The organism is Bradyrhizobium sp. UFLA05-112 (assembly GCF_053572325.1).
In genome coordinates this window covers 67,178-88,563 of the sequence record NZ_JBANBK010000005.1, presented here as the reverse complement: position 1 = coordinate 88,563, position 21,386 = coordinate 67,178, and the positions used below count along the sequence as shown (strand labels likewise).

Here is a 21,386-nt window from a genome sequence, read left to right as displayed (position 1 = left end):
GCCCCGGAACTGACGAGCCTCAGGGCGCACGAGCCGGAGCCCACCGGCGTGATCGTGATGTTCGAACCGAGCAAGCACTGAAACTGAAAGAGACCTCGGGAAGCTCGACGGTGTCTCCGTCAGCTTGCCGCCGCGCCGCAGAATCGGTCCATCAAACTGGGCTTTCGATTGCGGCTGCGCCTCGGTGAGCGGCTAGTTGTTTGGGACTAGTCGTTTATCTCTAGCTCTCATGTCCGGCTTGGCGCTGGCGATGCGCAATGGAATTCTTGCTTGGCACGATCGTATTGGCCGTGCGCCTAGTCAGGAGCCGACGACAATGATTTTCCGTGCGTTCTGCCTCTCATCCCTCGTTGTGAGCGCATTGGTCGGCGTCGCGCATGCCGACAGTAATGCCGCGAACCCCGCTTTGCCGATCATCATCGGTCCGCTGCCTCCCGTGCACATCGGCCCTCCGCCGTTGCCGTGGTGGCCGCCACATATCCCGGTCGATCCGGTGCCGATCCATCCGGTGCCGATTCATCCGTGGCCGCCGCTTCCGACGCCACAACCGATCATTCCTGGTCAGGGGTGCGCGCCGGCGCCGGGCACAGCTTGCCCGCTCTGAGGCAGGCACCGTCCGCTCGCGACAACGGCGCATTGCCGAAGTAGACCAGTCGAGTCGCACGACAAGGAACGCCCTCGTTGCGGCGGGCGAGGGCGGTGCATGCCGCGATCAGCGACGTCCGAAACTGGCTGGCAAATGATAAACTCCTAGTGGACCCGCGCAGTGCAAGCCCACTGCTGGTCGCAGGTGTGGAAAGCCTTGCGAAGTCGCGCTCGCGGGTCCGACGCCGCGATCAGGGTATAAGGACTGCAGCGAACGCCATAGCTATGGGAAGCAACCCGAGACCGATCGCGCCGGCCTTGTAAGCGAATGCCTTGTCGAGTAGCGGTTTGGATGGGTGACGCATCGCCAAGCCTCCTCATAGCCCCGCGAAAGGCAGCATGCACCCGCGGAAGGAAATGCGCTAGGGCCTCTATGCCGTTTTGCAATGCACACACCATTGGCTGACTGGAGGAGGTGCGCCGGCTCTGGAATTGAGCGGCTACATGCACTCACGCTGCAGCACGCCACATCGCGCTGCCGCCTGACCGAGCCGATATCATGGTATCCTGCCCTTCTTGACAGCCAACGTCGCGCAACTCCCTTGGTTGGACGATGAATCAGCGGCTTTCCCTCGTCAGCCTCGTAGTCGCGGACTATGACGAGGCGATCGCCTTCTTCACCGGTGCCCTGGATTTCGAGCTCTGCGAGGACACGCCGCTTGGCGGCGGCAAGCGTTGGGTGGTCGTGCGCCCACGGGGGGCGCCGGCTCCGGCCTGCTATTGGCGCGGGCTGACAATCCGGCCCAAGTAGCGCGCATTGGTGACCAGGCCGGCGGGCGGGTCTTTCTGTTCCTGGAGACGGATGATTTTGGTCGCGATCATGCGCGCATGATCGCAGCCGGCGTGCGCTTCGTCGAAGAGCCGCGGTATGAGGCCTATGGGGTCGTCGCGGTTTTCAGGGATATCTGTGGCAACCGCTGGGACCTGATCCAGCGCAACTGAGGCGCCACGGCTGCGAACCCAGTCCATGATCCGAAAAAGTGTGGAGCGGTTTTCCCCCGCGACAAACGCGGAACGGGTTTGCGCGGAGATCATGCTCAGGCTCTATAAATTTCGGCGCGTAGGCGTTTCCACTGGCCCAAACATCCTTGCGTTGCTTTGACATGTCGGCCGCTCACCAGCATGGATCGGGCGTGAAGTTAGCGATTGGCTATGATGATATTTGAATGCATTTCCCCGACCACCTTGCCCTCCCTTAAGAGGGGAGTCATTTCGTGCCGCACGCGGGCAAAGAAAGCTTCCTGAACGTCTTGGGGAAGTGCTGCAACACTCGGCGATATTGGCGTGGCAGCGAAGGATTGTACTGCTTGCTCCAACCCACCCTCCAACACCATGAGCAGCTTCGGCGTCAACAAACGGACTTGGCGGAAACCCGCATTTTCGGCTGCGGCCTTCAACGCCGTGCCGCTTGAGAAACTGAACGGTGCTGTCGCTAAATCGGACAGCTCGGAGGGCACTGTGGCACGCAGGGCTGTATGGTACGCTACGAATATCGGATTGCGTTCAAGCTCCGCCCACACGGCCATTGCCGCACGTCCATTTGGCTTCAGTACTCGATGCATCTCTCTCAGGGCGGCCGGTCTATCAGGAAAGAACTGCAATCCCTGCTGGCACAACACCGCGTCGAACACGCCGGCCTCGGATGGCAGTTGCGTGGCCGGAGATTGCAGATATTCAATCAGGGCAGCATCTAGGAGCGGCGCTTTGCCCTTAGCGATGTCCAGCATTGGCTGTGCGATATCGATCGCCACGACGCGGCCCTTGGGCCCAACTCGTGCTGCAGCGAGTCGTGCAACCGTCCCGGGACCAGTGGCGATGTCCAGGACGGCCTCGCCACTTTGAAGATTGGCCTCATCGAGCAACAGTATTGCCCATGGCTCGAATAACCGCGGCACGAAGAACTCATCGTAAGCTTTCGGAACCGAGGAGCTCGTATACTGAAATCGCGTTGCATCTGACATTGGAAATCTCCGACCCTTACGGATCAAAGCCTGACCACAGAGGCTAACGCATTGCACCACAAGCTCCGCTGTTGGCCATCGTGTCATTTTGCCGCTACGTTTACTGTTTTTCGCTCGTCGGGAGGATCGCAATGCGTAAAGTGATTACGGTAGCCGTGATGACTGCCGCGCTCGTACTTGCAGCATGTGGCAGGGAGCCTGGACCGAAAGGTGATCCAGGACCGCAGGGGCCGGCCGGCCCGCAAGGTGCCCAAGGGATTCAGGGTGTGCCAGGTGCCCAAGGCCCAGCCGGCGCGCAGGGACCACAAGGACCCCAGGGACCGAAAGGTGACAAGGGCGACAAGGGCGATCCAGCGTCGTTCAATATCCGAACGGTGCAGACCGACGGCGCCGTCAACTGCGACAGCAACGAAACCCTTGTCTCCGTGTTCTGTCCAAGTGGAGGAACCGCGGACGGCGCGAAGTGCGGGACCCCGCCGACAATCGGTCTTTGCCTGAAAAAGTGAAACTCGAACAGGCCACCGTTCACGCGGGCGGGCCTGCTACACCGTTCGCTAGACTTCCCTACAAGCAACTGCGAAGTTTTCGCAGATTGACGCAAACGCTTGTTTCGCTTCAGCGGTCTCAAAGCAAAACCGCGTCCCAATGTCGCCGCGCTCAACCCACCAGTCGATCTTATTTCCTCGGGAAAGGCGGGATGCCTCTCCGCGCAGTTGATCTAGTTGACTTCCGACGGCTCGCACAATCAAGCAATTCGTTTTGGCCATGGGAGCTCCCTGGGAAGAGAAGAAAAAGAAGCAAGTGTAGAGAGCATCCTAGGTTCCTAGAGCTGTGCTGACCGCATCGAAAACTGAACTTGGAGGATTTGAAATTTAATGTGGGTTGTGTGCGTTAGTGAACTCTCCAGACCTGGCGAGGCGGGGTAGTCTCAATTTGCGGGGCTCTCCGCGCGGGCCCTGCCTTGGACCAGTCGGCAGAGTCAGCGTGTTTGATGATGATGATTAATGACGCACTTCTCGATGAGTTGAGGCAGGTAGAGCGTGAGGTAGTTGGGTGCGAGCGGCGCTTAGCAGAGCAAGAGGCGCTGCTAGTTAGTCTGAAACGACAGAATCAAGATACCTGCTACGCTGAGGCTGAATTGGAGGCGTTGCGTGAGAGCCAGCGGCGGCGCCAGCAAGACCGCCATCGCATCCTCTTGATGCTGCAACCCTAGGCCCTGGGTTCGCGGGTTCGGCATGGTCCCGTTCGCGTGCGCCTCCAGTCAGCCGCCCTCGACCGCTATCTGTTGCCGGCGCCGAATCCGCGTCATGGGCGGGATGCCTTCGGATTTTCACTAGTTCTTCAACCGGTTCGCTCCGAATACGAGGGCGATTTGAAAAACCGGTCCAACCTCTGTGCGGACTTCGATAGCGATGTCCTGCTGATCGCGCATACCGAGCGGATCCTTCGCCATGTCAGCCAACGTATTAACCGCCTCCCGCTCGGCGGATCTTTGATTCGCCAGTTCTAGGCCTTCTTCGTCCGGATAAAGCGCGGCTCCGTCCCTGATGTCGAAAAAATAACGGATCACAGCTGTGCCTCCAGCCGCAATTCAACGCTCGCAACACTTCACTGTTCCTCGGTGCCTTAAGAGATCGCGGGTCTATGAGTCCTTCACGTTGGCGACCGTATCCGGTTTGGTCATGCGTATCAAAAATGAATATACCTCGCAGTTTCACGACCTGTACTGCTTAAACGTAGGTGCCCTCAGATCTCGCGCCCCATCGCGGGGTGGCTCCGGTTCTTCACCTTGATCCAGTGCTTCTGCCAGCCGTCGCGCCGTCGGTAACCCCCTGCACGACGGCAGTCTTGATGAAAGGCGCGTTGTGCACGGCCTTGGGCAGCTTGGCGATGTACTCGCATCGCGCAGCGTGACCAGCTTGCGCCCGGCTAACCTCGATCGGATCTTCGAAAGGCCAGCAACCTCACAGAGGTGCGTCCAAGAGTCACGCTAGACCCAATTACCACTTTTTCCCAAGGTGTCCTGCTAGTTTGATCTGGTCGGATGGCGGGCTTACGGACTGTCATTCGATGTTATGGCAATACTTAAGTCCTCGTGCCCCCGCCTTCGGACGCATTTCGTGCAGTTCTTCCCTAACTCGGAGGCGGGTTTCTTTTTCATTCCGATTGATGTCCCGCGGCGTCGACCTTCAGGAGCCGGACATAGGTCCCGCTCTCGTGCAGCTCGAGCCAACCGCGTTCGACCGCGTGTTTGATCCCGGCGCCAAACTCGGGCCCGTTGGCCTTAAGCGTAGAGAAACGGCGCGTTGATCTTCCCGAGATGGGATGTGGCCGTCCTGGACGGCTTCGATGCCGGCGGCAAGCTCGACGGGCTTGCCGGCAGCGGCTTCCGGGTTGGCGAAGGGACGTTCAGCAGGAAGCTTCGGGTGTGATCTCTCCTAATGACGAAACCGGTGTTATGCTCCCACCGGGGACCAATCTGATTGTCCGTGAGGTTTCAGCTGGGGCTTTTCCTGACAATCCCACGGCTGCGCTCTGGGTGCGGGCGGTACTTGCTAGTGCTCCATAATCGCCCCGGTCGGACATCCGATCTCGCGCATTTCGCCCAGGGTGATCTTTCGATGCCACATCCCGCGATCAAAGCGGCATTGCAAATATGGCGCAAATTATCGATTACTAGCGACGTGGAGCGCCTTCAAGCTACTGCCGGTCGTGGGTGAGAGAGGCCTTGGAGCCGCAAAACGCGGGCTCTAAGTCAACTTTAGCTTCAGAACTGAGTTTTTCACATCAATGCAAATTGCCATGACGCCTCGCTCTCTGATTTGGCCCTTGTTTGCTCTTGTAATGGGCTTCGCGCTCGGCGGAAGCGTCTTTTGGGGAGTCTATGGACCCAATACAACGGAAAAGCAGGCGAACCCCGTTTACGAACAGAAGTTCGCCGAAGCTGATCTCGAGAAAGGAGCCGTGCTCGGGGGAAAAAGGCCTGATCTGATCAGAGAAGCCACGCCGGAAGGAGACGAATATTGGCCGGCCATCTACGGCTATCGCCTCAAGGTAAGCGATACGCTATTGGTCGGCTTCACGTTCCTGCTGTTCCTGGCGACTGTGGCGTTATGGCTAGCCACGCGCGCCTTGGTCAAAAGTGCAGATCGGAACGCCGGATTGCAATTGCGGGCCTATGTCTCCGTCCAAAATTGCCGGACAGAAGAGTACGAAGTCGGCAAGCCGGTCTCTATCTCTGTCGTTGCCAAGAACAGTGGCCAGACGCCCTCGCATAACACGACGTTTGTGGCAGCCCTCAAATATCGCCTCAAGAGCGACAAACGGCCCCTCACGCTCAAACAGTCTGGGCCCAGGTCGAGCTCCTCTCTCGGCAGCGGGGCTGTCGAGAGCATAAAACTGATTTCAACCGAGCCTCTGACACAGGAACAGGCGATGGCGATCGCCAAGGGTGACGCGCGGATTATCGTTCACGGTCAAATCCGGTATTTGACCGTCTTCGGAGATGAGGCCGAGACCTTGTTCGGATTCCATTTTGACGATGGCTGCGTCCGAAGGGGTGACAAGATCCTGCATGTCACCTCCGAGGGAAATTCTGCAACCTGAGCCGTGCGCGAGGGGCTTCGCGGCTGGCTCGGGGCGGCCGCGATCTATTGCGTTTCGTGGGTGTTGAAAACCCTCCCAACCAAGATCGGGCTGATGCCAAGTGAGGTCGGTCGGCGCGGGGCACTCACGTCCCTGTGACGCCCCGGACTGCGCGGGAGCGTATTGTTCAGGTGGTAGCGCTATTGATTCGAGTACATGGACATGTCGATCAGACAGCGTACTGGTAGCCCATTAGCGCCCGTCATTCTCGGCACCGCCTTCAGCGCCTAGCTTGCCGGCAGCCATTTCGAGTATCTTTAGCCGCCTGTGAAGCAGATGGCGCAGATCGCCGTCACAGCCGGCAGCACCGGCTTGCTAAGCCCCGGCAGTATCGCCCTGAGCGTGAACCCGATCACCTTCGCCGTCGCGGCGCCGAAGCCGCCGATCGTGCCGGTCGGCGATCAATACAGCCAAAGCTGAGGAGCGACGCGATGGAAGCCTATGGTGTTGTTCTTCACCCTGAAACCGGCGAGGCAATCGGATCGGTCAAGGATGGTAAGCTCATCGGCAAGAACGGCGAGACTTACCGCGTCGAGGGCGACGCAATCCTCTCTGCAACCGGCGAAGTGCTTGGTTATCTGTCCGCCTTTGTCGGCAAGGCTCATGCCTCGGCCGATCTCGCGAACAAGCTGTTCGGTCGCGTTCAGCCTTGAGATAACCGGAATCGTTAAAGGCTAGTGCGGCCGTTCGGCTTGCTTACCCGGGCTCACCTTCGAAACGGCGAAAATCGTACAACTGCTTGAACTTGCTGGCGCACCCGACACGATTCGAACGTGTGACCTTTGCCTTCGGAGCAATTTAGGCTGCCCTACGCAAAAATGCGATGGGGCAAGTAATGCTTCGCTATGCTACTCGAATTACTAGGGAAACTGGAATCGGCGGCCGTAACGCCTATCCTGCCGCACGCCCCGATTTCCTTCCAACTGCTTACGTGGTGCTTACGCGGGAGACGGGCTTCAAGTCGGAGAAATTCGATGGCAAAGCTCACTAAGCGTATTGTCGACGCCGCGGCAGCACAGGACAAAGACTACGTCATCTGGGATGACGAGTTGCCTGGATTCGGTCTACGCGTATTCACGTCAGGCAAGCGCAGTTATCTCATTCAATATCGATCTGCCGGTCGTTCGCGCCGCTACACGATCGGGCAGCATGGCGTCTGGACGCCAGAGCTTGCGAGGAAAGAGGCGAAGGTTCAGCTAGGCCGGGTTGCGCAAGGCGACAATCCGGCCGAGGAGCGCCAGCTCGATCACAAGGCGATCACTGTCAAAGAGCTGTGCGACCTCTATCTCAACGACCTAAAGGCGGGCCTCATACTCGGAAAGGGCGGGCGCCCGAAGAAGGCGACGACAATCGTCACCGACACTGGCCGCATACACCGCCATATCCTGCCGCTCATCGGTACGCGGCGTGTAAAGGATCTCGTCAAAGCCGACGTCAACAAGGTCTTGAAGGACATCAAGGCCGGCAAGACGCGTGTCAGCGTCAAGACCAAGAAGCTCCGCGGCAAAGCGATCGTTCGAGGTGGAGTTGGCACTGCCACGCGGACGGTCGGTCTGCTCGGAGGCATTCTCACCTATGCCGGGGAGGCCGGCATCATCGAGACAAACCCCGCGCATGGGATTCGCAAACCGAAGGACAGGGTTCGCAACCGCCGCTTGACCGAAGCTGAGTATCGCACCCTCGGCGGAATCTTGCGTAAAGCGGCCGAGGACGAGAGATACCAGATGACGACCGACATCATCCGTCAGATTGCTCTGACCGGATGCCGACGTTCGGAAATGGTCAAGCTGCGGTGGGCAGAAGCCGATATGGAGGCGAGCTGCTTGCGTCTGGCCGAAAGTAAGGAGGGAGCCTCCACCCGGGCCATCGGGTTGCCGGTGGTGGAGTTTCTGGAACGGCGATGGATGGTCAAAGCCGGCAGTTACGTCTTCCCAGGCCACGGCGACGACAATGCGTTCGGCAGCTTTCCCAATCATTGGGAGAAAATCTTCCGCAATACTTCACTCGCCGATATCACGCCGCATGTATTGCGACACAGCTTCGCAAGCATCGCGAACGACCTCGGGTTCACCGAGGTCACGATCGCCGCCCTTGTCGGGCACGCAAAGGGATCGGTTACGAGCAAGTACATTCATACGCTTGATACCGCGCTGATCATGGCAGCGGACACGATCTCGGGTTATGTCCAGGGCTTGCTCAACGGCGTTGAATTCAAGCAGACCGCGTACGCACTTGACCGCGGCTCTCGGAAGGCGGCGCTCGCTCGTTTCCTCTGCAAGGCAGTCGGCGAGCCTTTGGCAGACGCCGAGCAAGAGCAGCGTCTCGCGGCCTGAAGCCGCAGGTGCCGGTTCAGCTGGAAACGACGACCGACACGCGGCAGCAGGCAAGTGAATGGAGCAGCTGGCTTCAATCAACGAGCCCATTTCTGTTACGTTTCGTCATTCACCAAGCCACAGTGAGGCGCGTCTGAAAGACGTCGGAGTGATTCTGGCCCTTGGCGACCTGGGCAGCAAGGGGATGCCATATGTGCTGATAGCTGGGAATCAATCGGATAGCCGGCGTCACTGCAAAATCGTAAAAGACTTCAATGCCGCTCTCGTCGCTCGCAGTGGTGGTTCCCAGTGTCAGCTGCGTGATGTCCGCTTTCAGATTGCTGCTGATCCTGTTGTAGTAGTATCCCACTCCAAAACTATCGTATTCCCTTCCACTGTAGAGACCCTCTGCAATAAGCGCGACGCTTGCGTAGTTGGTAATGGGGTTCGTAACTTGTGGGCCATATCCGGCCCTGCCAAAGATTCCAATGCCACGGATCGGCTCACCACTTTTCAGCTTCTGGGAGGTCGTGGTGGCGTCGTCAACGACGTAAAGATATTGCGAAAAATTGGCAATCGCGACCCAGCTCTCATTTTTGAAATTGGCAGGTAAACCGTCAAACGGGGAAGCACCCAACAAAGCACCAACGGCCTGGGTTGCGGCAGCGGGCGTCGTCAAGGATCCGAAGGGTGACGCGAGATCGATTTTCGGCTTGTTGGACCAGTTGAAGGCCGGTGCAAATTGACCGGGAAGACCGCCAACCGTGTAGGACAGGATCGCGGTGAGATAAAGATTGACCTTGTCGAAGGCATGGTCGGCGAAGTTGTCTGCCCTGGAATTCGGATCGAATACACCGCCGTAAACGACAAGCTGTGGACTGGGCGACCACGCGCCCACTGCCGTCCATGAAACAGCGTTGAAGTAATTGAGCGCTGCCGGACTCTTATTGAAGTTGAAATTGGCAAAGTAGTATTTGGAGTTGTTGCCGAACATAGTTTGATCCGCAAGGTCGACGACGGTTACCTTGCCAACAAGGACGCTGATCTCCTTGCTGAGTGATTGGGTGATAAAGAATTGGGCGGGCAGGACATCATTTGGGCGAAGCGGGTCGGGAAGAACCAGCCCCATGTACTGGGGAGTCGTTGCGCCTACCGTGAAGGTATTCGCGGGAAGGTCGCCATAGCGCGATTGCAGGGTCAGATGCAGCAGGCCGCCAGACCAGAGACCAGCACGCCCGGTGTCGATATTGAGCGAGGCCTGTGTATTCTGCACAAAGGCGCCGCCGGTCTTTAGTCCACCAGACGTTACATTTTGATAGTAGCTCGTCGAATAGACGTCGATGAAAACGCCATTGCGAGCCCAGTCCGTTCGCACTCCGCCCCAGTCGCCGGTGAGCTGAGTACGGTTCCAGATGTCGCCGGTCACCGTTCCCGGAAGCCCGAACACCGGTCCATTGTTGAAGAAGGGGAAGAGGCCGGGAGCCAGATTTGCCAGGGACGCGTATTTCGTGGGTACTGCCTGCCAGGGATCAACGGGCTTGATCGCGGCCTGGCGTGGCCGGCCCGACTTTTTTCCCTTGCGAGGTGCAGCCGCAGGCTTCTGTTCTGTCGCGGGCTGTTCGGCTGCAAGATAACCGAAGTGGCTCAATCCGGTGTACGCCGACGCGTTCCGTCCCATGGCAAGGCAGAAACAAACGCCGAGTGCGACACGCCCTATCTTCACGGCAGCCTCCCTCCCCAGAGCCTACGGTTGAGCTTTCGCAGGAGCAAGGAGCCACGAGCCAATTCGTCGGCTCGTTGCCCGACTGCCACAAAGATCGGACAGCGATGCTGCCTCACGTCGGCGGCGAATGGCACTGCGCGCTCCTTCCTCGACTGTTGGATCCGATCGCGGGGCGATGTCCCGCTTCTCAGCGCTGCATTTGCAAGTTCACCATCTCGCCATGCACCATCATGTTCTGATTCAGGTCGGCCATGATCACGAGCGATCCTCCGAGCACCAGGAAGACGATGAGCACGCCGAATGCGAGCGCCAGGACGTTGTTGGTGCTGTCCGGTCCGGTCGTGATGTGGAGGAAGAACACGAGGTGCACGCCCATCTGCGCGATGGCAAGAACGGCGAGGCCCGCCGGCACGCCGGGCGCCCAGATTGCCGAGGTGTTGGCCACCCAGAAGGACGTGACCGTCAGGATCACGGCCAGCAACAACCCGATCGTGTACACAAGGAAGCCCGAAGACGCGCCTTGCTCCGAGGCCGGAATCGTCGGCCTGTCTCCCGGTGCAACGTCCCAATGTGTTTCGGTGGTCATGGTCATGGAAGGACTCCCATCAGATAGACAACGGTGAAGATCAGAACCCAGATGATGTCGAGCGCGTGCCAGAACAGGGAGAAGCAGTGCAGGCGACGTACGACGACGTCCTGAAAACCCCTCAATGACAGCTGAACCATCATGAGAACCAGCCAGGCAAGGCCAACCGTCACATGCAGCCCGTGACTGCCGACCAGCGTGAAGAACGCGGACAGAAAGGCGCTGCGTTGGGGCGTCGCTCCCAACGCAATCATGCCCTGGAATTCGCGGAGCTCTAGAGCAAGAAAAGCCGCTCCCAGCAGGAACGTCACCGCGGCGCCAAGGAAGGTCGCGAGATATCGCCGCGAATTGATGGCGAGCGACATCATTCCGCAGCTGTAGCTGGAGAGCAGGAGCAGGGCGGTCTCCAGTGCGACGTTTCGCTGGTCAAACAGCTGAACACCGGTTAGACCGCCCGCGCTCGCTTTTGTGAGAACGGCATAGCTCGCAAACAGCGCCGAGAACATCACGATGTCGCTCAGCAGGAAGATCCAGAACCCGAAGCCGGCGACGACGCGCTTGGGTGCGGGACCCACTTCACTGACATTCAGCAGCTCGCTCTTGCGGACTGCATCCATCTCAACTGCGACGTTCATGGCGATACCTCCACCGGGTGCGCGCGATCGAACAGCTCGATCTCATCTGTGGGAATCTCGACTTCGTCCTTTGTGCGGAACATGAAGGCCAGCAACGTCGCGGCCGCGCCGACAACTCCGAAGCCCGCCATCCACCAGATGTGCCAGATCAGGGCGAAGCCGGTGACCACTGCGAAGAACGCGGTCACGACACCGGTCGGAGTGTTCTTGGGCAGCTCGATCGGCTGGTACGAGTGCTGCCGCAGCGGCAGCTCCTGCTTCGCAAGCACGCGCTGCTTGTGTGCCCAGAAGGCATCAAGCCCATCGACGCGCGGCAGGACCGCGAAATTCCAGGCCGGCGGTGGCGATGCGGTCGCCCACTCCAGGGTGCGGCCGTTCCACGGATCGCCGGTCGTGTCGCGCAGTTGCTCACGATGACGAATGGACACCACGATCTGGACGACCTGGCAGATGATTCCGGCCAGGATGACCAGTGCACCGACCTCGGCGACCAAGAGCCAGGGCTGCCAGGAGAGGACATCGGAGTGCTGCAGACGGCGGGGCATGCCCATCAGCCCCGTCACGTAGAGCGGCATGAACGCGAGATGGAAGCCGATGAACCAGCACCAGAAGGCCGCCTTGCCCCAGCGCTCATCCAGCTTGAAGCCGAATGCCTTTGGAAACCAGTAATTGTAGCCGGCCATGCACCCGAACAGGACGCCCGGGATGATGACATGATGGAAATGGGCAACCAGGAAGACAGTATTGTGGACCTGCCAATCGACCGGAGGCAACGCCAGCAGCACGCCGGTCAGGCCGCCGAACACGAACGACACCATGAAGCCGATCGTCCACAACACCGGCACGGTGAACCGGACCCGGCCGCCGTACATCGTGAACAGCCAATTGAACACTTTGACGCCTGTCGGCACCCCGATGATCATGCTCGTGATGCCGAAGAAGGCGTTGACGCTCGCGCTGGCGCCCATCGTGAAGAAATGATGGAGCCAGACCGTGTAGGAGAGCACGCAGATCGCCATGGTCGCGAGCACCATCGAGCGATAACCGAACAGCGGCTTGCCAGAAAAGGTCGCGGCCACCTCGGAAAAGATGCCGAATGCAGGCAGGACCAGGATGTAGACCTCGGGATGGCCCCAGACCCAGAACAGGTTCACATACATCATCACGTTGCCGCCGGCATCCACGGTAAAGAAGTGGAAGCCAAGGTAGCGATCGAGAAGAAGCATCGCGAAGAGCGCGGTGAGCACCGGGAACGCCGCCACCATCAACAGGTTCGATGCGAGTGCCGTCCAGCAGAAGACTGGCATGCGCATGTAGCTCATGCCGGGAGCCCGCATCTTCAGAATCGTGGTGACGAAGTTGACGCCACTCAACAGTGTCCCGATGCCAGAGATTTGCAGTGACCAGAGATAGTAGTCGACGCCGACGCCGGGCGAGAATTGCAGCTCGCTGAGCGGCGGATAGGCGAACCATCCGGTCTTCGCGAACTCGCCGACCGCGAGCGAGACATTCGTCAGGAGAACGCCGGACGCGGTGAGCCAGAAGCTGATCGAGTTCATCGTGGGGAACGCGACATCGCGGGCGCCGAGTTGCAGCGGGACGGCAAAGTTCATCAAGCCGATCACGAGCGGCATGGCCACAAAGAAAATCATGATCGTGCCATGCGCCGAGAAGATCTGGTCGAAATGCTCGGGCGGCAGGTAGCCTTGCGCTCCGCCGACTGCGATCGCCTGCTGCGTGCGCATCATGATTCCGTCCGCGAAACCGCGCAGCAGCATGATCAGCGCCAGCAGAATGTACATGACGCCGATGCGCTTGTGGTCGACGGAGGTGATCCACTCCCGCCAGAGATAGGGCACGTAACCCTTGAGAAGGACCCAGGACAGCACGGAGGCGATGACGACGACAACGCCGCCGACCGTGCCCATGATGATCGGCTGGTCGAAGGGAACAGCGCTCCAGTCCAGTTTGCCAAGTAGAGTCATTTTTCGGCCCTCATCGATGTGGGATAGCTGCGGCACAACGCTTCGTCGGACTGCATGGAAGACATCCGGATGCTGTCAAACAGACCGGGCGCGACGGAATGATAGGTAAATGGTGTCACGGCGGCGCTCGGCTTTGCGAGATCGGCATAGCTCTTCGAATCGAGCACTGGACCGGCGCCGCGGGTGGAAGCTGCCCACTGCGCAAAGCGTTCAGGCGGCATCGCGTCGACGTTGAAGTGCATATCGGCGAAGCCGTCGCCGCTGAAATTGGCCGACAGGCCGCGATACGTTCCCGCGTAGTCGGCTCGTATGTTGAGCCGCGTCACCATTCCGGCCATGGTGTAGATCTGGCCGGCGAGTTGCGGCACGAAGAAGCTGTTCATGACACCCGAGGAGGTCAGCTCGAAGCTCACCGGCGTGCCGACGGGTATCGTCAGATGATTGACGCTCGCGACACCCAGCTCCGGATAGATGAACAGCCATTTCCAGTCGAGCGAGACGGCTTGAACCTTGATCGGCTTCGTCGAAGAAACAATCTGCCTGGGCGGATCGAGATCGTATGCACCGATCCAGGCCACCGTGCCGGTGAGCAGCACGGTCATCAGCGGGATCGACCAGACAAGCATCTCGAGGCGGCCCGAATAGACGAAGTCCGGCCGGTAGCGCGCGCGCTCATTCGATGCGCGGAACCAGAAGGCAACGCCAAGCGTCGCAATGACCACCGGGATCACGATCGCCAGCATGATGCCGGTCGCGTTGATCAGAATCTGGCGTTCGGCAAACGCGATGGGTCCCTTCGGATCGAACACGCCTTCGGTGCAGCCACCGAGGAGCAAGGTGCCGATCAGGACTAAGGAAAGCAAACCGTATCGCATGTCAGACCTCGCACGTGCTGAGATTGATGAGGCAGCTTCCGCTGCGAGCGGTGCGGTGCAGGGTGCCGGCGTGGACCCATCCGATGCTGCGGTCAGCGCGCGGGCCAGATTCCCGCGAATTCGAACCGCCGCCGTGATCGATCAGGAGCGCGGCAAACAACACGAACAGATAGAAGATGGAAAACAGGAACAGCCGGTGAGCGGCGCGACGATCGGCTCCAATGCTCTTGTTCAACTGAAATGCGAACAGGAGGAAAAGCGCGCCGCAGATTGTGGCGATCGCGCCATAAATCGCGCCTGCAAACCCGAGTCCCCAGGGCAACTCCGAAGCAAGCACAAGGAGGCTGCTGTAGATCAGGATCTGCCGCGTGGTTGCCGCCCGTCCTGCAACCACCGGCAGCATGGGAACGCCGGCACGGGCATAATCATCGCTGCGATTCAGCGCGAGAGCCCAGAAATGGGGCGGTGTCCAAAGGAAGATGATGAGGAAAAGTGCAAGCGGCTCGAGCCCCGCTTGTCCGGTCGCTGCGACCCATCCGATAACGGGTGGCAGCGCGCCGGCTGCACCGCCAATGACGATGTTCTGGGGCGTGGTCCGTTTCAGCCACGCCGTGTACACGACAACATAGAAGAGGATCGTGCAGGCCAGCAGCGCGGCTGCCGCGAGGTTCGTAGCCAAAGCGAGAGCCGCGACCGCGAAAACGCCAAGGACGAGCCCAATGACAAGCGCCTCAAGCTTCGAGACCTTGCCGCGCGGAATGGGCCGCATCGCAGTACGAGCCATGATGGCGTCGATATCGGCGTCGTACCACATGTTCAGTGCGCCGGCGGCTCCGGCACCGGCTGCGATGGCGAGAATTGCAATCAGGCCAGCGAGTGGATCGAGGCGTGTCGGTGCGATCATCAATCCGACGAACGCGGTGAACAGCGCGAGCGCCATGACGCGCGGCTTCACCAACGTGATGAAGTAGGGGAGTCGCGCCATCAAACCAGGCCGCGAAGTCAATGAAAGGCGCGATAGCGGAATCGCGGTGGTGTTCATGGTGGTTGTTTCCTCAAGCCAGAGGGTCGTTTGTGAAATCCACTAGTTCGCCGTCGCAAGGGATCGAGCGACTTCCCCGATAGCTAAACTGACTGAAGCCAAAAGCGTGAGTGAAGAATGCCGAATCCCAACGAATCGTTGGGAACGAGAACGAACAACAACAATGCGCGTGCTACGGACCATGCAGGCTGGGCGAAGACATAGATCTCGCGTCCGGTCGCAAGACTCAAAAGTCTTCAAAGGCTCGGGATAGAAACTCCGATGCCTAATACGCGAACGTTGTCATCGCGAAGCGCCGCGCCCGCATGCCGCTGTCGTCGAATTCGGGCATCGCGGCATCTACGTTGAGCGCGTGCTCAACGATCATTGAGGGACTGCAATTCGGTCCGGCATTCCTCGCTGAAGACCCGCAAGGGGTTGGTGGCGTGGCCGTTCATCAGTTCGCGAACATCCGAAAAGGTCTTGTTGGGCGTAAAATACGTATCGATGATCAGGTGAAGGACCGCATCTGCCTTTTCGATCACGGCGGGGCTCGATACGACGCGCATCCGACTAATCAGCGCGTAGACGCTGACTAGCGCCGAGACCTCCGCTTTATCGTGGACCAGCGCATCCGCGTAGAGCTTCGACGCCTCATCGATGAATTGCTTGTACAGCTTCTGCCGTCGGGTCTTTTCCCCCGACAGGCGTTTCACGCGATCCTGATGGTGCTGCGTAAGCCAGGTTGACGCGAACGACGTAAGTCCGCCGATCGCCGACCCCGCCAACGCAGCGAGTGCAGGGAGGTAGGGGGTGTCCACGGCGCAACCGACCGCTCAGTGCTCGCATCCGGAAGCGGCGACCCGCGGCGGCTCAGGGATCAATCGCGAGCTGCGTTGGCCGGTGAAATACGACCAGAGCCACTGGCGCTGCACGCGCAGGCGGTTCTGCAGCTGCGGGAGGGCGAGAATGTGAATGCATGCCCAGACCATCCACGTCAGAAACCCGCTTGTGCGCAGCCAACCGCGCTCCAGCACGGCGTAATTCTTGCCGACGACGGCCATGTTGCCCTTGTCGAAATAGCGGAACTGACGCTTGACCCTTCGTCCCTTCAGTTCCTTCGCGATCAACCGGCCGACATAGCGCCCTTGCTGGATTGCCGCCTGCGCCACGCCGGGCACCGGGTGGCCGTCTTGCATGACGGACGCCGCATCACCCACGACGAACACGCCGGGCGCGTCCGCGACCTTCAGGAAGGGATCAACGAGCGCACGGCCCGCGCGGTCGGTGTTGGTACCGAGCATCTTTGGAATGGGCGACGCCGCAACCCCGGCGGTCCATAACACAGTGGCGCTCGGGATCCTGTTTCCGCCGGCGACCACGCCCTCCGCGTCGACGGTCTCGACCTTCACTCCGGTCAAGATCTTCACGCCGAGCTTCGTGAGCCGTCGGGCTACCCTGCGGGACAGCGACTCCGCAAAGTTCGGCAGAACCCGCTTGCCTGCGTCGAGCAGAATGATGCTGGCCTGTGTGGGATCGATGCGACGGAAGTTTCCGCGTAGCGTGACCTTCACCATCTGCGCCAGCGACGCCGCGAGTTCCACGCCCGTAGCGCCTGCGCCGACCAACACGAATGTCATCTGTCGTGCGCGCTCGCTTTCATCCTCGGTCGTTGCGGCGAGTTCAAACGCACCCAGGATCTTGGATCGGATCGCCTCGGCATCGCTGAGGTTCTTGAGTCCCGGGGCAAACTGCGCGAACTCGTCGTGCCCGAAATAGCTTGGGCGCGCGCCGGCTCCGACCACCAGATAGTCGTACGCGATCTTGCGGGCGCCCACGCCAGGAGAGGCCGTCTCGATTGTGCGGGAAGCAACGTCGACGCCGGTGACCTCTGCAAGAAGCACGCTGAGGTTTTGCTGCTTCACCTCGAGCTGCCGAATGGGCGCGGCGATCTCCGCAGGCGAAAGGACCGCCGTCGCCACCTGATAGAGCAGGGGCTGAAAGATATGGTGGTTGCGGCGATCGATCAGGACGACGTCGACATCAGCGTGCCGCAGCGCCCGTGTCGCGGCTATGCCGGCAAAGCCGCCTCCGACAATGACGACGCGTTTTCGCTTTAGGTGGGGGGTCTCGGCAACGGTAGTTGCCTCGTCAGACCGGGGTTCAGCCAACATCGCGCTCATGGATCACCTCGTTTGTCTTCTTGTCATCGACGACTTCAGCAAGCTTCTGTTGAAAATGAAGCTCTCAACACGCCAGCCATTCGGGATTGCTACGGCGTCCCGGTGCACCAGAAACCCGTATTTTTGCAACGCGCGGATTGGCTCGGTGCGGCGACCGTACTGAGCGCATCCGGCTTCACGATTACAAGGAACACCGCGAAGCAGAGCGCCCAAATGACGAACGTGACGACAGTCAAGACGTCTTTCATGGCAGACCTGCTTCGCGGGACTTCTATGGTGTCAACGCTCCAACCATTCGGGCTTGCTCGATCCGCGTGGCACGAGCACCGTCCTGAAGGAGTCGGGAGTCCCCGACAGGATTCCCTGGTCGGTCATTCCCTGATACGTGCCGAGCGGCGTCTGCGCGGTGAACAGGTCCGGAGCAATGTTCGCGTGCTCCTCGGCGGATCCGGCAGCGGCCTTGGCGTATTCCTTGTCGAAGATGCCGAGTGAGATCAGCCACAGCACGGTTCGCGTCAGGGAAACGGTGACGCGGTAGCTGCCGCCCTCGACAGCGCGCCGGCGCAGTGCCGCGATGGTGCCGATCGTGCCGAGCCAGGCCACGATATTGTCGACAATCGGGATGATGGGCGGCGATTTTGGATGCGCGAGGGTGCCTTCGGTGGCGAACACGCCCGTTACGGCTGCACCGATTTCATCGAATCCGGGACGGTTCTTCCACGGACCTTTGTTGCCGTGAAGCAGGACCTGAACGTGGATCAGACCAGGCTTCTTCGCGGCGAGCGTTTCGGCGTCAAGGCCGTGGCGCTCCAGATAACCCGGGCGCTTGTTGGCGAAGAAGATGTCGGCATCCTTCAACAGCTCATCGAATTTTGCGCGGTCCTCTTTGGAGGTATCGAGGAACGTCGAACGCATCCCGATCTGCGCGTCCCAGGCGAGGCCGTCGACCTCAGTGTCGTCGGGCCGCCAGATATTGAGGACGTCGGCGCCGTAACCGGCGAGGTCCCTGCCGATAGCGGCGCCGGCAATCACATGCCCCATTCCAAATGCGCGAATGCCATCCAGCGGGCTCTTGCCATCCTTCTTGAAGCGGATCGGCTCACTCTCGCCGATCTTCTCGATGCTGATCAATGACATCCTGGACAGGACTTCGGTGTATTGAGCTTCCTTACGGAATTCCTCGAAGGAGCGCACTTTCGCGAAGATGAGTCCGGCTTCTGAGGCTGCGTTCTCCAGATCGTCGGCCCTCCACTGCAGGATGGCATTGTTGAGGGATTCGACGCTGACGCCGCACCTCAGGAAACTGAGGGCGCGGGCTCCGGACTTGGGATAGATGTTCAGGGCGACGACATGCCGTCCATCCCGCGTCTCGCGGAACAGCGGCAATTCGAGGAATGGATTCATGGGATCAGTCAGGGCAGGTGCGCGGCCATTGATCGTCTCCCATTTCCGGTCGTAGAAGCCGGAGAAGCGTCGGAGCGCCTTGCGGACATCGACCGCGATATCCTGTCCTTCACCGCTCCGGTCTCGCCACAAGGCGGAGATTGCCACCGCCTTGGCAGCCGAAGCGACCGCGGCCATAGTGCCAAACCGATGGGGGCTCGGAATGATCGGATCGCGGCCGTAGAAGGTGACTTTGCCGCCGCTGTCCGCGGTCGACAGTCCAACGTCCTTCAGGACGTCATCGACGGTGGCGTGAAAATCGAAATCCGAGTTGGTCACCGGATTTGCGAGCTTCGATACGATTTTCTCGGTGAGCAGATCCGGCTTGAGCTCTTCTGCCGGCTGGATGGTCGTCGCGATATTCATATGTGAATTCCTTCTCGTTTGGAGGAGTGTTGCGGCCTGCGGCGGATCGCTACTCGGCTGCGACCTTGTGCGAGGTGGTGGTCTGGGTCCGCTTGTTGCGCATTTCGACAAGGCCGATCAGGAGCTCGTCGCGCTCGGCCTCCAGCTCTTCGATGCTTCGCGAGCCGACTTCGGCATGGACGCTGTCGATGAGCTTCTGCTGGAACTCCGGGGTCATCTCCGGCGTACCAAGCGTCTTCCACCAGGCCGCCATCGGGCCGCCCAATCCCTTCAGGGCATGCTCGATGCCACCGGCGCCGCCGGCGAGATGATTGAGCAGCATGTTGCCCATGACGCCCCAGCGCAGACCCGGTCCCCATGACAGGGCCGTGTCGACATCGGCGGCGCTCACGACATCCTCGGCGACGAGGTACCACACCTCGCGTGCCAGGGCGGCCTGCAGGCGGTTGGCGATGTGGCCGGCCATCTCCTTCTTGACGCGCACCGTCTTCCGGCCGATCGACGTGTAGAATTCATCGGCACGCTCGATCGTCTCTGCCGAGGTCTTGGCTCCGCCGACGATCTCGACCAGCGGGATCAAATGCGGAGGATTGAAGGGATGTCCGATCACGCAGCGCTCGGGATGCGCGTGGGCACCCGGCTGGATCTGGCTCATCGGGATTCCCGACGAGCTTGAGGCGATGATCACATGTGGCGGGAGCAATTCGTCGAGTTGGCCGTAGAGCTTCTGCTTGAAGTCGACCCGCTCGGGCCCGTTTTCCTGGACGAAGTCGGCGTTCGCCATCGCCTTGGCGAGGTCGGCGGTGAAGGTCAGGTTCGACTGCGACGCGCCGGGCGCGAGTCCAAGGCGCGTCAGCGCCGGCCAGGCGCTCGCGACGAATTCCCTGAGCCTGGTCTCTGCGCCCGGCGCAGGATCAGTCGCCACCACTTCCAGCCCCTGGGCCAGGTACAAGGCTGCCCAGCTCGCGCCGATGACGCCGGTGCCGACGATGGCAATGCGGCGAATGGGTTTGTTGTTCGACATGGTTCGAGTCTCCTGTTCGGTCTTCAGACTTCGGCGTAGGCGATGCCGGTGAGGTTGCCCTGGGCGTAGAGGAAGTTGCGCCCGTTCTTGCCATCGAGGTCGACGGAATAGATCGAACCGGCGAAGTCCGTGACAAACATCCGGTGGCCGGGGACATCGAGTGCGATGCCGATGCCCTCCATCAGATGCGTGACGAGGATTTCCGGCTCAGCCTTTGTGTCGATCGGTGCGCGATTGACGGTGTTGCCGCGTGGCGCATCGCCGCGGTCGGTCCAGTAGAGGACGCGGTTCACGAGATCGAGCTCGAGGTCGATCGGCTCGGGCAGGCGATCGAACAGCACCTCGATGTCGGAGCGGTTCGCTGCCGTCTCGCCCTTCGGGATCTCGAGATTGGCACGGAAGATGCGGCCCACCTCGCCATTGTCGGGGCCTTTTTGCGTCCAGTAGAATTTGCCGCCCTTCGGATCGACCGTGATCCCGACGCACCACTTGGTCTGATCGCGCACATCCTTGTCGCCGCGGCCGGTCTCGACCAGCGTTTCGACCTGCGAGCCGTCGAGGTTGGCGCGCATCATACGCATGCCCTCGCGGTCGCCCCAATAGAGCTTGCCGTTCTCCTTATCGAGATGGAGCTGTTTCGGCGTGTGTGTGACGCCCTCTGGGACGATGACCTTGCGATTGCCGCCGTCGAGGTCGGCACGCTCGATCGAGCCGTCGTTGAGATTGGGGATGCCCATGTTGGTCCAATAGATGTGACCGGCCTGCACATCCACGGCGATGCCATCGGGGTAGCGGCAGTCGGTGACGATGGTCTTGCGGTCGGAACCATCGGGATTCATCGAGTGAATCCGATCGCCGCTCAGTTCGAGTACGAACAGGCGGCCGGCGCGGGTGGCGCCCGATGAGTTCTTCGATTGGGTTGCTTCAAGTACTGTCATGTTCTTTCCTTCGGTGTCGAAGTTGCTTTCTCTCAACCTGTCTA

General features: G+C 60.2%; 18 protein-coding genes and 1 pseudogene. 6 read left to right on the top strand and 13 right to left on the bottom strand.

Going from position 1 to position 21,386, the window contains the following annotated elements; genetic code table 11:
- The first annotated feature begins 316 nt into the window (after positions 1-316).
- On the top strand, positions 317-604 hold the full coding sequence (locus SO180_RS04655; protein WP_449377643.1) for a hypothetical protein: 288 nt from the start codon (positions 317-319) through the stop codon (positions 602-604).
- A gap of 594 nt (positions 605-1,198) precedes the next feature.
- Positions 1,199-1,587 (top strand): annotated as a pseudogene (locus SO180_RS04650) (VOC family protein).
- Between the two features lie 197 nt (positions 1,588-1,784).
- Here the strand turns inward: SO180_RS04650 and SO180_RS04645 are convergent.
- Entirely contained in the window at positions 1,785-2,606 is an 822-nt protein-coding gene (locus SO180_RS04645; protein WP_449377642.1) for a class I SAM-dependent methyltransferase, read from the bottom strand.
- A gap of 1,333 nt (positions 2,607-3,939) precedes the next feature.
- On the bottom strand, positions 3,940-4,176 hold the full coding sequence (locus SO180_RS04640) for a DUF6894 family protein (protein ID WP_449377641.1): 237 nt from the start codon (positions 4,174-4,176) through the stop codon (positions 3,940-3,942).
- A gap of 1,259 nt (positions 4,177-5,435) precedes the next feature.
- On the opposite strand from SO180_RS04640, the gene SO180_RS04635 reads away from it, so the two are divergent.
- From SO180_RS04635 to SO180_RS04620, 4 genes are all read left to right on the top strand, one after another.
- A complete protein-coding gene (locus SO180_RS04635) occupies positions 5,436-6,212 on the top strand; it encodes a hypothetical protein (protein ID WP_449377640.1) in 777 nt (258 codons plus the stop codon).
- A gap of 315 nt (positions 6,213-6,527) precedes the next feature.
- Positions 6,528-6,671, top strand: coding sequence for a hypothetical protein (locus SO180_RS04630; protein ID WP_449377639.1), 144 nt, complete (start codon positions 6,528-6,530; stop codon positions 6,669-6,671).
- Positions 6,672-6,682: 11 nt separating this feature from the next.
- Positions 6,683-6,904, top strand: coding sequence for a KH domain-containing protein (locus tag SO180_RS04625; protein ID WP_449377638.1), 222 nt, complete (start codon positions 6,683-6,685; stop codon positions 6,902-6,904).
- Between the two features lie 321 nt (positions 6,905-7,225).
- Complete coding sequence (locus tag SO180_RS04620) at positions 7,226-8,584, top strand: tyrosine-type recombinase/integrase (RefSeq protein ID WP_449377637.1); 1,359 nt, start codon at positions 7,226-7,228, stop codon at positions 8,582-8,584.
- A gap of 109 nt (positions 8,585-8,693) precedes the next feature.
- Here SO180_RS04620 and SO180_RS04615 read toward each other — a convergent pair whose 3' ends face one another.
- The 11 genes from SO180_RS04615 to SO180_RS04565 form a co-directional block, all read right to left on the bottom strand.
- Positions 8,694-10,286, bottom strand: a complete 1,593-nt coding sequence (locus SO180_RS04615) for a carbohydrate porin (RefSeq protein WP_449377636.1) — start codon at positions 10,284-10,286, stop codon at positions 8,694-8,696.
- Between the two features lie 187 nt (positions 10,287-10,473).
- A complete protein-coding gene (gene cyoD / locus SO180_RS04610; protein WP_449377706.1) occupies positions 10,474-10,872 on the bottom strand; it encodes a cytochrome o ubiquinol oxidase subunit IV in 399 nt (132 codons plus the stop codon).
- A gap of 2 nt (positions 10,873-10,874) precedes the next feature.
- On the bottom strand, positions 10,875-11,489 hold the full coding sequence (locus tag SO180_RS04605) for a cytochrome (ubi)quinol oxidase subunit III (RefSeq protein WP_449377705.1): 615 nt from the start codon (positions 11,487-11,489) through the stop codon (positions 10,875-10,877).
- 14 nt (positions 11,490-11,503) lie between these two features.
- A complete protein-coding gene (gene cyoB, locus SO180_RS04600; RefSeq protein WP_449377635.1) occupies positions 11,504-13,492 on the bottom strand; it encodes a cytochrome o ubiquinol oxidase subunit I in 1,989 nt (662 codons plus the stop codon).
- Complete coding sequence (gene cyoA, locus SO180_RS04595; protein WP_449377634.1) at positions 13,489-14,367, bottom strand: ubiquinol oxidase subunit II; 879 nt, start codon at positions 14,365-14,367, stop codon at positions 13,489-13,491. The genes cyoB and cyoA overlap by 4 nt, the downstream gene beginning before the upstream one ends.
- Position 14,368: 1 nt before the next feature.
- Positions 14,369-15,409, bottom strand: coding sequence for a heme o synthase (locus SO180_RS04590; protein WP_449377633.1), 1,041 nt, complete (start codon positions 15,407-15,409; stop codon positions 14,369-14,371).
- A gap of 356 nt (positions 15,410-15,765) precedes the next feature.
- Positions 15,766-16,209: a hypothetical protein gene (locus tag SO180_RS04585; RefSeq protein WP_449377632.1), complete on the bottom strand. Its 444-nt coding sequence runs from the start codon at positions 16,207-16,209 to the stop codon at positions 15,766-15,768.
- A gap of 15 nt (positions 16,210-16,224) precedes the next feature.
- Positions 16,225-17,571 (bottom strand): NAD(P)/FAD-dependent oxidoreductase, encoded by a 1,347-nt coding sequence (locus SO180_RS04580; protein WP_449377631.1) that lies wholly within the window; start codon positions 17,569-17,571, stop codon positions 16,225-16,227.
- 279 nt (positions 17,572-17,850) lie between these two features.
- Positions 17,851-19,380, bottom strand: a complete 1,530-nt coding sequence (locus tag SO180_RS04575; RefSeq protein WP_449377630.1) for a CoA transferase — start codon at positions 19,378-19,380, stop codon at positions 17,851-17,853.
- A gap of 49 nt (positions 19,381-19,429) precedes the next feature.
- Complete coding sequence (locus SO180_RS04570) at positions 19,430-20,404, bottom strand: 3-hydroxyacyl-CoA dehydrogenase NAD-binding domain-containing protein (RefSeq protein WP_449377629.1); 975 nt, start codon at positions 20,402-20,404, stop codon at positions 19,430-19,432.
- A 23-nt stretch (positions 20,405-20,427) separates the two neighbouring features.
- Complete coding sequence (locus SO180_RS04565) at positions 20,428-21,342, bottom strand: 3-hydroxyacyl-CoA dehydrogenase (RefSeq protein WP_449377628.1); 915 nt, start codon at positions 21,340-21,342, stop codon at positions 20,428-20,430.
- Between the last annotated feature and the right edge of the window lie 44 nt (positions 21,343-21,386).

Coding starts and splice junctions, on each gene's coding strand:
- SO180_RS04655 (WP_449377643.1), top strand. CDS start 317: ATGATTTTCCGTGCGTTCTGCCTCTCATCCCTCGTTGTGAGCGCATTG.
- SO180_RS04645 (WP_449377642.1), bottom strand. CDS start 2,606: ATGTCAGATGCAACGCGATTTCAGTATACGAGCTCCTCGGTTCCGAAA.
- SO180_RS04630 (WP_449377639.1), top strand. CDS start 6,528: ATGGCGCAGATCGCCGTCACAGCCGGCAGCACCGGCTTGCTAAGCCCC.
- SO180_RS04625 (WP_449377638.1), top strand. CDS start 6,683: ATGGAAGCCTATGGTGTTGTTCTTCACCCTGAAACCGGCGAGGCAATC.
- SO180_RS04620 (WP_449377637.1), top strand. CDS start 7,226: ATGGCAAAGCTCACTAAGCGTATTGTCGACGCCGCGGCAGCACAGGAC.
- cyoD (WP_449377706.1), bottom strand. CDS start 10,872: ATGACCACCGAAACACATTGGGACGTTGCACCGGGAGACAGGCCGACG.
- SO180_RS04605 (WP_449377705.1), bottom strand. CDS start 11,489: ATGGATGCAGTCCGCAAGAGCGAGCTGCTGAATGTCAGTGAAGTGGGT.
- cyoB (WP_449377635.1), bottom strand. CDS start 13,492: ATGACTCTACTTGGCAAACTGGACTGGAGCGCTGTTCCCTTCGACCAG.
- cyoA (WP_449377634.1), bottom strand. CDS start 14,367: ATGCGATACGGTTTGCTTTCCTTAGTCCTGATCGGCACCTTGCTCCTC.
- SO180_RS04590 (WP_449377633.1), bottom strand. CDS start 15,409: ATGAACACCACCGCGATTCCGCTATCGCGCCTTTCATTGACTTCGCGG.
- SO180_RS04580 (WP_449377631.1), bottom strand. CDS start 17,571: ATGAGCGCGATGTTGGCTGAACCCCGGTCTGACGAGGCAACTACCGTT.
- SO180_RS04575 (WP_449377630.1), bottom strand. CDS start 19,380: ATGAATATCGCGACGACCATCCAGCCGGCAGAAGAGCTCAAGCCGGAT.
- SO180_RS04570 (WP_449377629.1), bottom strand. CDS start 20,404: ATGTCGAACAACAAACCCATTCGCCGCATTGCCATCGTCGGCACCGGC.
- SO180_RS04565 (WP_449377628.1), bottom strand. CDS start 21,342: ATGACAGTACTTGAAGCAACCCAATCGAAGAACTCATCGGGCGCCACC.